This window comes from Phaeobacter sp. NW0010-22 (assembly GCF_040365955.1).
Taxonomy (GTDB): domain Bacteria; phylum Pseudomonadota; class Alphaproteobacteria; order Rhodobacterales; family Rhodobacteraceae; genus OMPR01.
In genome coordinates this window covers 775,602-789,840 of the sequence record NZ_BAABWT010000001.1, presented here as the reverse complement: position 1 = coordinate 789,840, position 14,239 = coordinate 775,602, and the positions used below count along the sequence as shown (strand labels likewise).

General features: G+C 54.0%; 13 protein-coding genes. 7 read left to right on the top strand and 6 right to left on the bottom strand.

Going from position 1 to position 14,239, the window contains the following annotated elements:
• Positions 1-10 precede the first annotated feature (10 nt).
• On the bottom strand, positions 11-946 hold the full coding sequence (locus ABWV33_RS03605; protein WP_353329133.1) for a TRAP transporter small permease subunit: 936 nt from the start codon (positions 944-946) through the stop codon (positions 11-13).
• 100 nt (positions 947-1,046) lie between these two features.
• Positions 1,047-2,132 carry a TRAP transporter substrate-binding protein gene (locus tag ABWV33_RS03600; RefSeq protein WP_113823077.1) on the bottom strand — a complete coding sequence of 362 codons (1,086 nt, stop codon included), beginning with the start codon at positions 2,130-2,132 and terminating at the stop codon, positions 1,047-1,049.
• A 250-nt stretch (positions 2,133-2,382) separates the two neighbouring features.
• On the opposite strand from ABWV33_RS03600, the gene ABWV33_RS03595 reads away from it, so the two are divergent.
• Positions 2,383-3,816: a cache domain-containing protein gene (locus tag ABWV33_RS03595; protein WP_121999795.1), complete on the top strand. Its 1,434-nt coding sequence runs from the start codon at positions 2,383-2,385 to the stop codon at positions 3,814-3,816.
• Positions 3,813-4,460, top strand: coding sequence for a response regulator transcription factor (locus ABWV33_RS03590; RefSeq protein WP_113823076.1), 648 nt, complete (start codon positions 3,813-3,815; stop codon positions 4,458-4,460). Before ABWV33_RS03595 ends, ABWV33_RS03590 begins: the two co-directional genes overlap by 4 nt.
• Positions 4,461-4,478: 18 nt before the next feature.
• Here ABWV33_RS03590 and ABWV33_RS03585 read toward each other — a convergent pair whose 3' ends face one another.
• Positions 4,479-5,330, bottom strand: a complete 852-nt coding sequence (locus ABWV33_RS03585) for a HalD/BesD family halogenase (protein WP_502930895.1) — start codon at positions 5,328-5,330, stop codon at positions 4,479-4,481.
• Positions 5,331-5,761: 431 nt separating this feature from the next.
• Here ABWV33_RS03585 and ABWV33_RS03580 point away from each other — a divergent pair, with 431 nt between their 5' ends.
• From ABWV33_RS03580 to ABWV33_RS03560, 5 genes are all read left to right on the top strand, one after another.
• Entirely contained in the window at positions 5,762-7,513 is a 1,752-nt protein-coding gene (locus tag ABWV33_RS03580; RefSeq protein ID WP_353329131.1) for an acetolactate synthase 3 large subunit, read from the top strand.
• Between the two features lie 76 nt (positions 7,514-7,589).
• Positions 7,590-8,150 (top strand): acetolactate synthase small subunit, encoded by a 561-nt coding sequence (ilvN, locus tag ABWV33_RS03575; protein WP_121999769.1) that lies wholly within the window; start codon positions 7,590-7,592, stop codon positions 8,148-8,150.
• A 273-nt stretch (positions 8,151-8,423) separates the two neighbouring features.
• Positions 8,424-9,221 (top strand): helix-turn-helix domain-containing protein, encoded by a 798-nt coding sequence (locus ABWV33_RS03570; RefSeq protein ID WP_353329130.1) that lies wholly within the window; start codon positions 8,424-8,426, stop codon positions 9,219-9,221.
• A gap of 108 nt (positions 9,222-9,329) precedes the next feature.
• The gene (locus tag ABWV33_RS03565; protein ID WP_353329129.1) at positions 9,330-10,487 is read left to right on the top strand and encodes an aromatic ring-hydroxylating oxygenase subunit alpha; all 1,158 of its coding nucleotides are present in this window, start codon (positions 9,330-9,332) and stop codon (positions 10,485-10,487) included.
• Positions 10,484-10,708, top strand: coding sequence for a hypothetical protein (locus ABWV33_RS03560; protein ID WP_353329128.1), 225 nt, complete (start codon positions 10,484-10,486; stop codon positions 10,706-10,708). Before ABWV33_RS03565 ends, ABWV33_RS03560 begins: the two co-directional genes overlap by 4 nt.
• A 23-nt stretch (positions 10,709-10,731) precedes the next feature.
• On the opposite strand, the gene ABWV33_RS03555 is transcribed toward ABWV33_RS03560, so the two are convergent.
• From ABWV33_RS03555 to prfB, 3 genes are all read right to left on the bottom strand, one after another.
• Positions 10,732-11,511: a DUF2189 domain-containing protein gene (locus tag ABWV33_RS03555; RefSeq protein ID WP_113823069.1), complete on the bottom strand. Its 780-nt coding sequence runs from the start codon at positions 11,509-11,511 to the stop codon at positions 10,732-10,734.
• Between the two features lie 30 nt (positions 11,512-11,541).
• Positions 11,542-12,939 carry an amidase gene (locus tag ABWV33_RS03550; RefSeq protein WP_353329127.1) on the bottom strand — a complete coding sequence of 466 codons (1,398 nt, stop codon included), beginning with the start codon at positions 12,937-12,939 and terminating at the stop codon, positions 11,542-11,544.
• A gap of 141 nt (positions 12,940-13,080) precedes the next feature.
• Entirely contained in the window at positions 13,081-14,208 is a 1,128-nt protein-coding gene (gene prfB / locus ABWV33_RS03545) for a peptide chain release factor 2 (protein ID WP_113823067.1), read from the bottom strand.
• Positions 14,209-14,239: the final 31 nt, after the last annotated feature.

Genomic DNA, 14,239 nt, shown 5'->3' with positions numbered 1-14,239 from the left:
GTCCCTATACTTAATGAACGCCTTCATAGGCTTCTTCGCCCTCACCAAGGGTATCCTTGTCGAGGTATTTGTTTTCACTGCCTTCGCCTTCGACAAACTCGAGGTACGAGCGGTAGAAGAAAGCAATCGCCTGCAAGAACACCATGCCGGCAAACGCCACGAGCAGGATCTTGAACAGGAAATAAGCGGTGAAACCGTTTGGCGAGAAACCTATGGTTTCAACATTCCAGCGCATGGCGCGCGATTTGAGCAACAAGCGTTCCAGCGTGTCACTGGCGGATGGCTTTGGTACGATCAGGTGACGCCACATAAAGTACCATCCATACATCCAGACCAAAGTTGCAACCGGAATCATGAACAGGACGGACCCACACATATCGATTACTTTTTTGGTGCGGAAACTGACGGCGGAATAGATCAGGTCAACCCGTACATGCCCACCCTGGACAAAGGTATATGTCACACAAAGAGCGACGACCAAGGCGTTGTAAAGTTTCAATTCTTCAGCATACCAGCTGATGTCAAACTGCAGCGGAACACCAAAACCGAATACAATATCGGGACGGGTGAAAATGCGCTGCATAAAGACAATGATGATCTGTTGCAGAACCATCAGCAAACCTGCCCAGGCAAAGAACCGACCGGTCGTGTTTGCAAATGTTTCAAGCCCGCGCACACATCCCCACATAAAGGGACGGTGGATAAAGCCAATGATCGTTATCACCAAAACGATCGCTGCAAAGGCAAAGAAAAGCTCGACCGAACCGCCGTAATAAACAAACCGCATAACGGCTTGCTTGTCAGACCAGTCCAACCACATCGACGGATTTGCAACGGCATATCCGATATTCAAGAATGCCTCGGCCAGATTTTGAAGTGTCCAGAGCAACCCGCTCCAAACAGCATTCAAGGCTGAGCCCAGGCTGGCAGAATTCACTTCCTGCATAAAGTCCCCCAATCGCCCGTTTCCGGGTCGTTCTCATACAGTGCCTTGGCACTGCAAAAGAGGCCCCGCAATGGGGGCCCCTTTCTTAGTCAATTCAGGCTTAGTTACCCAGAACGCGGTTACGCTGCTGCGTGTAGTAACCGTCCGACTTTTCGATCCATGAGGACGATGTCTTGAGGCTCTCTTCAAAGCTGCCGCGGATTTTCGCAAACAGTTCGTCGCCCATGTTTTCGTCCATGACTTCGGCAGATGCCTTACCAAAGGCATCCCATACGTCGTCGGTAAACTGCAGAGTTTTAACGCCCTGAGCCTGCAGACGTGCAAGTGCCGCACCGTTGTTGGCCAGAGTTTCGGCCAGCTGATAGTGGGTCACAGCCATGGATGCGTTGCGCATGATGGCCTGGTGTGCAGGCGACAGGTCATTCCAAACGTCCAGGTTTACAGACGAAGACAGACCCGAGCCTGGCTCGTGGAAACCAGCTGTGTAGTAAACTTTAGCAACTTCTTGGAAGCCGGCGCGTTCATCCGCGAACGGACCAACCCACTCGAGACCATCCAGAGCACCCGAAGACAGCGCCTGATACAGTTCGCCACCTGGAATGTTCTGTACGGAGGCGCCCAGTTTACCCAGAACTTTGCCGCCCAGACCGGGCATACGGAATTTCAGACCGTTGAAGTCAGCAGCAGATGTGATTTCCTTGCGGAACCAACCACCAGACTGCGAACCCGAGTTACCGGCCAGCAGGCCTTTGAGGTTGAAAATCTGACCCAGCTCATCGTGCAGCTCTTCGCCGCCACCGTGGTAGTACCAGTTGGTCAGTTCCTGTGCGGTGCCACCAAAAGGTACAGCGGTGAAATAAGCATAACCCGGATGCTGACCAATATAGTAATAGTCAGCCGAGTGATACATATCAGCTTGGCCCGAAGACACAGCGTCAAACACTTCAAGCGCGCCAACCAGCTCGCCTGGTGCTTTCTTGTCGATGGTCAGCTGACCGTCAGACATCGCACCGACCATTTCAACCATGTAGCTGGATGCATCATCCAGAACAGCAAAGCCACGTGGCCAAGACTGCACCATGGTCAGGGTCTTTTTACCCGTCGCATAAGCTGGCGCGGCCAATGTCGTTGCAGCGGCAGCGCTCCCACCCAGTGCCGATGTTTTCAAAAATGAACGACGATCCATGCGTCACTCCTCCCAATTATTTCTGTGCCCATGCTTTGTGCATGGACGGTTTACGTGCAGTGGCGACAGCCTAGCGAGGGTGAGTCGATTGTGAATACCTAGTACTGCGTAGAACCCCTGCTTTTTTCACCAAGACCTTGCGTTCCTTTGAACATTTTCCCCATTGAACACGTATCTCATTCACCTGATGTGACCCGAATCACCGTCATCGCCTTTGATTTCTGGTGCAATCTTGCGTATCGATTCGCGCATGCGCTTGCTGACTTCTCTTTTCCGGCCCAACTATGCCCAGAAAATTTCCATTCTGGCGACGCTGCCACTAGTTGTGGCAGTCACTGCAATCGCCGTGCTTGTTGCATACCAATCCCGCGCTTTGGCTGAACGCGAAATTGACGCACTCGAAACGCAGCTGCTTGAAGCCAAGAAAGCAGAGCTGCGCAACTATGTGACCCAAGCCCGGAATGGATTTTATTTCATCTATGGCTCAGCCCAGCCCGATGATCAGCTGGCCAAGGATCAAGTCTCGCAAATTCTGTCTGCCATGATCTATGGCACGGATGGTTTCTTTTTTGTCTACGACTATGACGGCACCAATTTGGTCAGCCCGCGCCAGACCGACATGATTAACCGCAACTGGGCAGGCCTTTCCGACAGCGCAGGAACACCCGTTGTCGACGAGTTTATCCGGCTGGCGCGCCAAGGGGCTGGCTGGCATACCTTCATGTGGCCTAAGCCCTCCACCGGGGAAGAGGCTCAAATGGTCGCCTATGTCACTGGGTTTCAAAGCTGGCGTTGGGCGGTTGGAACAGGCGTGTTCATCGATGACGTATTGGCCTCTGTTGCTGCGGCCCGCGCCGAGGTTGAAGCCCGCGTTCAGCGCACATTCATCTACATCGGCGCGATTGCCCTTGGGGCGCTTTTGGTCGTTTTCCTGTCGGGCATGATGCTGAACATCCGTGAACGTCGCCTTGCAGACGCAAAACTCAAAGAGCTGACCCAGCGGGTCTTTGATGCCCAAGAAGAAGAGCGTGGCCGCGTGGCGCGTGAACTGCACGACGGCATCAGTCAAATTCTAGTCGGCGTGCGTTATGCTTTGGACAATGCCCGCAGGAGACTGGCACGCGGTGATGATAAGGGCGCTCAAGATCCGCTAGACAAAGGGATCGACAATTTGGGTACCGCGATCTCCGAGGTGCGTCGCATCAGCCGGGATCTGCGCCCTGCTGTCCTGGATGATCTGGGTCTTGGTCCCGCGCTCAAGGCGTTGACGGATGATTTCTGCGAACGCACCGGGATCGAAACTGAGTTCACGACTGTGGTGTTTCGCAATAGATTGGATCAAAACAGCAAGATCGCCCTCTATCGGATCGCCCAAGAGGCGCTGACCAATATCGAACGCCACGCCGAAGCTACCCATGTCAGCATGGATCTGCGGGGGCACAAGAATGGCGCCACCATGCGCATAGAGGACAACGGGCGTGGCATTCGGACAGACTCGGGTCACTCCGGGTCGGGGTTGGGGCTACGCAATATGCAAGAACGCATCGAACAGCTTGACGGGGGGCTGCGCATTCTGTCATCACGCGGACCGCAAAGTGGAACTGTAATCGAAGCCCGGCTGCCTCTGAGCCATCTGTTGCCGCCCGAGGAAGAATTGCAGACCAAACGAAAGGTCAATTCATGAGCGACGCTCTGATCCGGGTCCTGATTGTGGACGATCACCCGATGGTTGCCGAAGGCATCCAATCCATCCTAGAAAGCTACGATGACGTGGTCGTGGTTGGCACCCTGAACAATGGGCAAGATGCTGTCGATCAAGTGTCGGACCTAAAGCCGGATGTCATTCTGATGGACCTGAACATGCCCAACCTTGGGGGGCTCAGCGCCACTGAAATCCTGTTGGAACAAACGCCCGGCACACGCATTCTGATCCTAACCATGCATGACAGCCCAGAATACATCGCCTCGGCATTGAACCATGGTGCCATGGGCTACCTATTAAAAGATGTGCCAACCGAAGAGATCAAGCTGGCAATCGATTCCGTCATGCGCAACGAAAGGTATCTGTGCACAGGCGCACGTGGGTCCTTGGAGCCGAAAGGGGACAATGCGCGCGAATCTCTGACCGGGCGAGAACAGACCATTCTGTTGCAACTGGCCAAAGGAAAATCCAACAAAGAAGTGGCCCAATCTTTGGATATCTCGGTGCGGACTGTGGAAACTCATCGCAAAAACATCAAGCGCAAGCTCGGCATTTCATCCACGGCAGGTTTGACACGCTATGCGATGGAACATGGTATGTTGCAGGGGACCGGTGCCGGGTTCTGAAAACGCTGGACGGGCACATCAATCCGTCAGTTGATCATTTCGCAGTCCGGCTCGTTCGTAATGATGCGGCAGAACCCGCCCATAAAGCTGCTTGGTGCGTTCCACCCCCCCACACATGCCTTCGACCTCAACAAACGAAAATATTCCAACATAGCGTTGTCGCGCACCTTGGACCGGTGCCACACGATGCAACGCATGACGCCCTTTGAAAATCTGCAAATCACCGGGCTGTAATGGCACACGGCGCACGCTGGGATGGTTGCCTTTGAGAACACGGGCAACCCCTTCGAAATTCTCATGCGTCGCACTTCGCAAATTGGGGACATACTCAAAATCCCCGCCCGCCTCGCCGTTCTGAATGGCGAGCGTCACCGTGTAATTGTTCGTGTCAAAATGCCAAGGGAACCCCTGCCCCTGCTCCACTACATTAATGATGACATCTGCCAAAGGATCATCATATCTGAAAAAGGCTTGCTCGGGGACATCAAGCGCGTCGCGCACAAACGGCATAAACCCAGGATCTGCATAGATCCGGCGCAACGCCCCTGAAACGGGGAAATTGTCTGCCGGAACAAAGGCATTGGACCGATCATAAAATTGCCGGATTGGGTGATCCAGTGGCAACCGCGGATCGTCTTTGGTGAAATAGGCGTTCGTGCGACCAAACGATCGGTGCGCATTGGGGGCCGTCGCTTCGGCTTCGGCAACCAAATGCTGAACGCCTGCAGCATGGGCAAAACCTCGCAAGATTGCACAGCCCTCATCCTCGAGCTCGCGTCTGAGGTCCTGGATCAAACGTTTGTAAAGCGGGGCATCCGGGCGATCTATTGGATACCGCCCTAAATCCAAAAGGTCATGCAGTTCCACCAGTCACCTCCGATCACACAGAACTCCCTCAAACGTGGCAGCGCGCATTTGGACGATCTGCTCTTTTTCAGACATTCACATGACGGATTCAGGAAATTTTAACGCGACTCTTACACCCCAGTCGCCCCCAGAGCATGAAACCAAGCCTTAATTTCGCGGATATTTCGCCGCACCCCACCTCCACGCAAGAAAATGTCGCATTTTTCGCAGTTGTGGTTACATTTTTCATTCAATTGCCTGTTGACGCCCCGTAGCCCCACCAATAATGTCCGCAACAAGCAAAAGGAGCCGGTAAGCAATGACCGCACTAGTCGTAGTCGTAGGAACCAAGCGCATGGGCCGGTAACGGTAGACCACAATCGAACCCATGCGCCTCCGAAAAATCGGGGGCTTTTTTTTTGCTTAAAGACGATGTCGCGTATGGAGCTAATCAGATGACACGTGAAATGACCGGCGCAAAGATGGTAGTTCAGGCCCTCAAAGATCAGGGTGTGGACACAGTATTCGGATATCCAGGCGGCGCCGTCCTGCCGATTTATGATGAGATTTTCCTGCAGAACGACATTCGCCACATTCTGGTCCGTCACGAACAGGGCGCGGTGCACGCTGCCGAAGCGTATGCACGTTCAACCGGAAAGCCGGGTGTTGCCTTGGTAACATCGGGACCGGGCGCGACCAATGCTGTGACTGGTTTGACCGATGCCCTGCTCGACTCGATTCCGATTGTCGTCCTCACCGGGCAGGTTCCGACCTTTATGATCGGCTCAGACGCCTTTCAAGAGGCTGATACCGTTGGCATCACCCGCCCCTGCACCAAGCACAATTGGCTTGTAAAAGATACCGATGACCTGTCGGGCACTCTTCACGAGGCATTTCACGTGGCCACTGCCGGTCGTCCCGGCCCAGTACTGATCGACATCCCCAAGGATGTTCAGTTTGCCAGCGGCACCTACACGTCACCGAAACCGTCGACTTCGCGTTACCAGCCAAACCTCAAAGGTGACATGGAAGAGATCACCGAACTCGTAGCAGCCATCGAAACTGCCAAGAAACCAGTGTTTTATACGGGTGGCGGTGTGATCAACTCCGGTCCGGCCGCGAGCCAGTTGTTGCGTGAATTGGTAGATGCCACCGGGTTCCCAATCACTTCGACCCTGATGGGCCTGGGCGCTTATCCTGCGTCTGGCAAGAACTGGATGGGGATGCTGGGTATGCATGGTCTCTACGAGGCCAACATGGCGATGCACGATTGCGATCTTTTGATCAACGTTGGCGCGCGCTTTGACGACCGCATCACCGGTGTTCTGGAAAAATTCAGCCCCAACTCGACCAAGGTTCATATCGACATTGACCCCAGCTCGATCAACAAGATCATTCGCGTCGACATCCCGATTGTTGGCGATGTTGGGCATGTGCTCGAAGACACCCTGAAAGTTTGGAAATCGCGCGGGCGCAAAACCAATGCCGCTGCAGTTGCTGAATGGCAGAGTCAGGTGAATGAGTGGCGCAAGGTCAACTGCCTTGCCTATACGCAGGAAGGCAAAACAATCAAACCTCAGCACGCGCTTACGCGGCTCGAGGCACTGACCAAAGATCACGACCGCTACATTACGACCGAAGTCGGCCAGCACCAAATGTGGGCGGCACAATATCTCAAATTCGAAGACCCCAATCGGTGGATGACTTCTGGCGGTTTGGGAACGATGGGTTATGGCTTCCCAGCGTCGATCGGAGCGCAGATGGCGCACCCCGATGCCTTGGTGATCAACGTTGCAGGCGAAGCGTCTTGGCTGATGAACATGCAGGAAATGGGCACCGCCGTTCAGTACCGTCTGCCGGTAAAACAGTTCATTCTGAATAACGAACGCCTCGGCATGGTCCGCCAGTGGCAGGAACTGCTGCATGGTGAACGGTATTCGCAGAGCTGGTCCGAAGCCCTGCCTGATTTCGTGAAACTCGCCGAAGCCTTCGGGGCCAAGGGTATTATCTGTTCGGATCCTGCTGATCTGGATGACGCGATCATGGAAATGATCAACCACGATGGTCCGGTGATTTTTGATTGTCTGGTCGAAAAGCACGAAAACTGCTTTCCAATGATCCCATCGGGCAAAGCGCACAATGACATGCTGCTCGGCGAAGCCGACACGCAAGGTGTGATCGATGCTAAGGGCTCGGTGCTGGTCTGATCCAGCTCCGACGTTTCAAACAGAATTCGGTTCGGCCTCGCGCGGTCGAACCAACGACTTGAGGAAAGGGACGTAAATGTCTGCCCTACATATCAAAAAAGGCTCCACCCGCCACTCTGCCTACAACCTACGGCCGACGTTCTCGGATGTATCCGAGCGTCACACCATCGCGTTGCTGGTCGAGAACGAACCGGGTGTTCTGGCCCGCGTCATTGGCCTGTTTTCCGGACGTGGCTACAACATCGAAAGCCTGACCGTCGCTGAAGTGGATCACACTGGCCACCTAAGCCGCATCACCATCGTCACAACAGGAACACCGCAAGTTATCGAGCAGATCAAAGCTCAACTTGGCCGGATCGTTCCCGTTCACGAGGTACACGACCTGACGGTCGAAGGCCCCTCGGTCGAACGCGAACTCGCCATGCTCAAGGTTGTTGCCTCGGGCGACAAGCGTGTCGAAGCTTTGCGGTTGGCTGACATTTTCCGGGCCAACGTTGTAGACAGCACATTGCATTCCTTTGTGTTTGAAATCACAGGCGCCCCCGACAAAATCGACGCATTTGCCGACCTGATGCGCCCGCTGGGTCTGAGCGAAGTGGCCCGGACCGGCGTCGCAGCTCTACTGCGCGGCGAATAACTGATCCTGTCAGAGGCAGAATATCGCCTCTGACACCCCCTACTCTGTACCTAGCTGGGCCGTAGCCCAAGAAGAATTCACGGCACTTCTACAAAAGAACTGCAGCAGTTTGCTTGAACTCACCGCCTTAGAGCTTTAGGGTTCGCTTCGTATTATCGACCCTCTTCGGAACCGGTTGATACTCGCGTTTGGTCTTTGGTCACATCGAGGGGCACTCACTCCTCTGAACGATGTTGTTTTCTCCTTACCAAATCTCACAGTGCCGGGGCACCGATGAAGAAACCAACACGCTCCCCTGCGGAGTTGCGCAATATGTTTGGGGAAAACCTACGCATACTGTCTCGACCTCATGCATCGATCTCTGAGTTGTCGCGACAACTTGGCATCAACCGCACCCAATTCAATCGCTACCTTTCTGGCGAAAGTTTTCCCAGACCGGATGTCCTTGACCGAATATGCAACTTTTTCGAAGTTGATGCGCGTATTCTTCTGGAAAAGGTTAGTACCATTGGCTCAACCCAAGATCTGTTAACCGGCCCGGAACTCACAGACTTTTTCCAATCTGGGGTGTCAGAGCTGGACGAAACGGCCTTTCCCAGTGGATTCTACAGGTTCTCACGCGCCAGCTTTGTGGATCCAGACCGCTTTGTAGTAGGATTGGTTTATGTTTACCGCGAGGGGCAATATACCTTTGTGCGCGGGTACGAAGCCAAAGAAGCAATGCGCGCGCAAGGTCAACGCGCCGACGCCAGTTCGCGAGAGTTTCGCGGCTATGTCACATGGCAAGAAGCCGGCATTTCACTTGTTATTTCTCGTAAAAACGCAATGACAGGAAGCTTCAACTTTCTCAGTCGCGTGGCCTCACTTGAAAACAACTTTTGGGTTGGATACGTGACACGAACCGTTTCGGAGAATGTCGCTACGCCACGGGTTGCGCGTCTGGTTTATGAACACCTAGGCGCGACCCCATCCCTTGTGTTCCCTGCCGCACGGGCTTGTGGCTTGCTTCCTGAAGCAGACCTCCCACCATTTCACCGGACTTTGCTCCGCCCTCAAGCCCCTATGGTTTAGACTAGAAAAATCTGCAACGACATGTCGTAACTCGTTCACGCAGGTCGCTCCCAGAGAGGCGATCATATCAGGATCATGGCATCGCTTTCCAAGCTCTAGGAGGACGCCATGACCACAGCCCATACGACGTTAAACGACGTTCGCCAACCAATTGATCGCGCCAACGGCCTGCCAAATGCGCACTATACGGACCCAAATACCTTTGCCGAAGAAAATCAGGCCCTGCTGATTGACGGATGGGCCGGTTTGGCTGTGACCGCTGATGTCCCCGAAATCGGGGATGCTGTCCCGCTGACATTTCTTGGCATTCCACTGCTTTTGATCCGGGACAAATCAGATCAAGTTCGTGTTTATCAGAATATTTGTCGCCACCGAGGTATGATCCTAGTGGACGCCCCGCGAAAGATCGAAGGCGTCATTCGCTGCCCCTACCACAGTTGGTGTTACTCGACCGAAGGTCGACTTGTCACCACGCCCCATGTCGGGGGACCCGGCCAGAACAAACACGACAGCATTGAAAGAAATGATCTTGGGTTGATTGAAGTTCGCAGCCATATCTGGCGCGAAGTCGTGTGGATCAATATTTCAGGCACAGCTCCCAGTTTTGAAGAAGCCCAAGCTCCGTTGTTGGAAAGATGGGCGGAATTCGAAAAGCCGCTGTATCATGGCGGCGCAGACAGCGCATTTGAGCTGACGGTAAACTGCAACTGGAAACTGGCCGTCGAAAACTACTGTGAAAGTTACCACCTGCCTTGGGTTCATCCTGGTCTAAACAGCTATTCGCGCTTAGAAGATCACTATCATATTGAAGAACCAAGCGCGTACTCAGGTCAGGGCACCTATGTGTATCGTCAATTGACCGGCGAAAATGGTGCAGTATTCTCCGATTTTGAGGGGCTCGATCCGAAATGGGATACAGCTGCCGAATACATTGCAGCCTTTCCAAATGTGTTGCTCGGCGCTCAGCGTGATCACGCGTTTGCAATTATCCTTGTCCCCGAAGCCGTTGATCGCACAACGGAAAAAGTTCACTTGTTCTACGCCTCTCCTGAAACAGACGGCGCATTGCGTGCGGCCAACACCGAACAATGGAAGGGTGTGTTCGAAGAGGACATTTTCGTTGTCGAAGGTATGCAAAGTGGACGCGCAGCCCCCGGCTTTGATGGCGGTCGCTTTTCCCCAGCAATGGATGGCCCCACCCATTTGTTCCATGATTGGGTTGCAGGTCGCCTAGATACGCATCGCACCAAACTCGCTGCGGAATGAGTACGCTAGAGACTGACCTTCTCAAGGCACATGAAAAGGGCGACCAGATCTCTCTGGTTGCCCTCTACCGCCAAGCAGCGGAACAAACAGCTGATCCAACTGCACGTGCGTTTTTCCTAACGCATGCCTACGTTTTTGCTTTGGAATCTGGACTGGCGGCTGCGCAGGATATCCACCTGCAATTGGTCGCATTGGGCTGTGACGAGATGAAAGACGAATGACCCAAGGCCACGCCGGCGCTTGGTCATTCAGTCTGCGGTTCAGCCTTGGTAATCTCGCGATACAGGTGCCAGCTTGTATGCCCGAACCAAGGTAAGACAATAAACAAGCCTAAAAACATCGGGATCATGGAAACAAACGTGATCACAGCAATGCACCCAGCCCAGAACAACATGATCACCGGATTCACGGTGACATAAGCGTAACTTGATATCATTGCGGTTACGAAATCCAACTCCCGGTCCAACAACATTGGGATGGATAGAACTGTTATGGCAAACAGCAAGAACGCAAAAAATGCGCCAACCACAGTCCCGACAGCCAGCATCATTATGCCATTCATCGTTAAAAAAACATCAAGCGAGGACGAGACATTCGTCATCGTTGACAAGCCGAGAAACAGTGCAAAAATCATGTGGCCAAGGAAGAACCAGAACAAAAAAACCACGACAATAATTGCACATATCGAGGGCAATTGCCTGCGGCTCTGATGGATCACAACACCAAAAATCGCGGCCAAATCCAAGGGCTCCCCCAGCTCCAGTCGATGAGACGTCTCATAAAGACCAACCGCCGCAAAGGGACCGATCAAAGGAAAACCAATCGCCGCGAGCACCAACCAAAAAGTGGTTCCGGTTTCAAAGGTGATCCATGCCATTAGCCAGCCGCCAATCACATAAATCGCGGCAAACAGAAATCCGATCAACGGGGCCTGTTTTAGATCATTCCATCCTTTTTTCAGCGCTGTGCGCAACATCGCAGACGTGACCGGCCCCATCGAAGGAACGCCAAACGGCTTTTCCATGCTTTTCCTATCTCCCTAAATCTGTACCCGTTATGCGGGCCTTCTTTTCTGTGGCCACTCTGTCGCGGCATGATACGCCGCCCCAAGTTTCAGCAGGGCGGCATCACTGCCACGTCGCCCAATAATCTGGATCCCCATTGGCAATCCTTGCGCACCAAAACCGGCAGGTGCCGCCAAACATGGCAACCCAAGCAGCCCAGCAGGCACAACGGTTTGCATCCAGCGGTGATAGGTGTCCATTTCTTGACCCGCGATAGATTTTGGATACGCCAAATTAACATCAAATGGCCAAACCTGCGCAGCAGGTAAGATCAGCGCATCATAATCTTCGTACAAAATCGACGCTGTTTTGTACCATTCAGACCGAACAACACTTGCACGATGGACATCCATGGCCGACATCGCCAACCCTCTGTCCAGCTCCCAAATCGCGGTGTCTTTAAGGTGCTCTCGCTGATCAGCGAGCGGCCCCAATCCCGCAGCCACTGCCCAAGAGCGCAGCGTGATCCAACTGTCCCAAATTCGCTCAGCCGCAAAGGGGCGCGCGACAGCCTCAACCTGACACCCAAGCGTTTCAAACACCCGCAAACTGCTCTCACACAGCTCTAGAATGCCGTCTTCCATTGGGAACGCTCCGCCCCAATCCCCAAGCCAGCCGATTTTCAGATCCTTTGTTGCTCCGGGCGTAACCGGAGAGACAGGCGCTGACACAGCGGAATGAGGCTGGCGCGGATCTTGAGCCGAGATCACATCAAGCAACAGCCCCAAGTCCTGTGGCGTGCGCGCCATCGGACCCAGCGTTGACAGTTGATGCAGAAAAGTATCGCCATTTGGTTCAGACGGGACACGCCCCCACGTTGGTCGAAACCCATACACATTGTTCCACGCCGCCGGATTGCGCAGCGATCCCATCATGTCAGACCCGTCAGCTAACGCGACCATACCCGTAGCCAAAGCAACCGCCGCCCCGCCCGATGATCCCCCACAGCTAAACCGCGCATCATAGGCATTCCGCGTCGCCCCATAGACAGGATTGAACGTGTGCGATCCCAGACCGAATTCAGGTGTGTTTGTCTTGCCAATCAAGATCGCCCCAGCCGCGCGCATCCGCGCCGCGATCATATCATCTTGGGCAGGAACGAAATCTTTGTACAACGGCGAACCTTGCGTTGATACGATCCCTTTGACGTTCACCAGATCTTTTACAGCAATGGGCAACCCATGCAGGGGGCCCCGGTGCGGATTGGCATCTGCCGCACGCGCCTCGGCCATCAAATCATCACTGTCCCGCAACCCGACGATTGCATTCACATCGCCGTTTACCTTGGCAATTCGATCTAGCGTGGCGCTCATGACTTCGACTGCGCTTGTCCGCCCGGTAGACAGGTCGCCTAGAATTTGCGCGGCAGTGGCTTGAGTAAGGTCCATGAAGAGAGATCCGCCTATGGTGGTTTTCTTCAGCCTAGCGGGGCCATTGTTCGTTTTAAACCCACTGTTTCAATACATGTTTAGGCCGCACACAGTTTCCTGTGCGCGGCCCCAATTCTGCTTACCAAAAAAGCGGTAGGGTTACCCTTCGCCCTGCGCCTCGGCGCGGCTTTTTCCAGCCACATCCAACGCCAGCGTTGCCGCCATGAACCCGTCCAGATCGCCGTCCAGTACACCCTTGGTGTCGGACGTCTCGTGGCTGGTGCGCAGGTCCTTCACCATCTGATAGGGCTGCAAGACATACGACCGGATCTGATTGCCCCATCCAGCGTCGCCCTTGCTTTCATGGGCTTCGTTGATCGCTGCATTTCGACGGTCAAGTTCCATCTGGTACAAGCGCGATTTCAACGCCTTCATCGCAATGTCGCGGTTCTGGTGTTGGGATTTTTCAGAGCTTGTTACCACAATCCCTGTGGGATGGTGCGTAATCCGCACCGCTGAGTCAGTTGTGTTCACGTGCTGACCACCGGCACCAGACGAACGATAGGTGTCGATGCGAATATCTGCGGGGTTCACGTCAATTTCGATATTGTCGTCCACAACGGGATAGACCCAGACCGAGCTAAACGACGTATGCCGCTTGGCCGCTGAATCAAAAGGTGAAATCCGCACAAGACGGTGCACACCAGATTCGGATTTAAGCCATCCATAAGCGTTGTGACCCGTGATCTTGTATGCTGCCGATTTGATCCCGGCTTCTTCGCCCGCGCTCTCGGATTGCAGCTCGACCTTGTATCCCTTTTTCTCGGCCCAACGCACATACATACGCGCCAGCATCGACGCCCAGTCACAGCTTTCTGTGCCTCCCGCGCCCGAGTTGATTTCAAGGAAAGTGTCGTTGCTATCGGCTTCGCCGTCTAGCAAGGCCTCAAGCTCTTTTTCAGCCGCCTTTTCACCCAGCGCTTTCAGCGCCTCTTCGGCGTCTGTGACAACTTCGGCGTCGTCTTCCATCTCGCCAAGTTCAATAAGTTCAAGATTGTCGTTGAGATCGGTCTTGATCGACTCGTACGTTTCCATTGCGTCCACCAACATCTGGCGTTCACGCATCAGTTTCTGAGCCGCAGTTGGGTCATCCCACAAATTGGGATCCTCAACACGGGCATTGAATTCTTCCAGTCGGTGCGGCGCAGTTTCCCGGTCCATCCGCTGAGCCAACAGCTCTAACGACTTCTCAATCTCGGCCACAAAGTTCTGTGTCTCGGCGCGCATGCTGCGATCCCAACTATCTCAATCTGGCTTG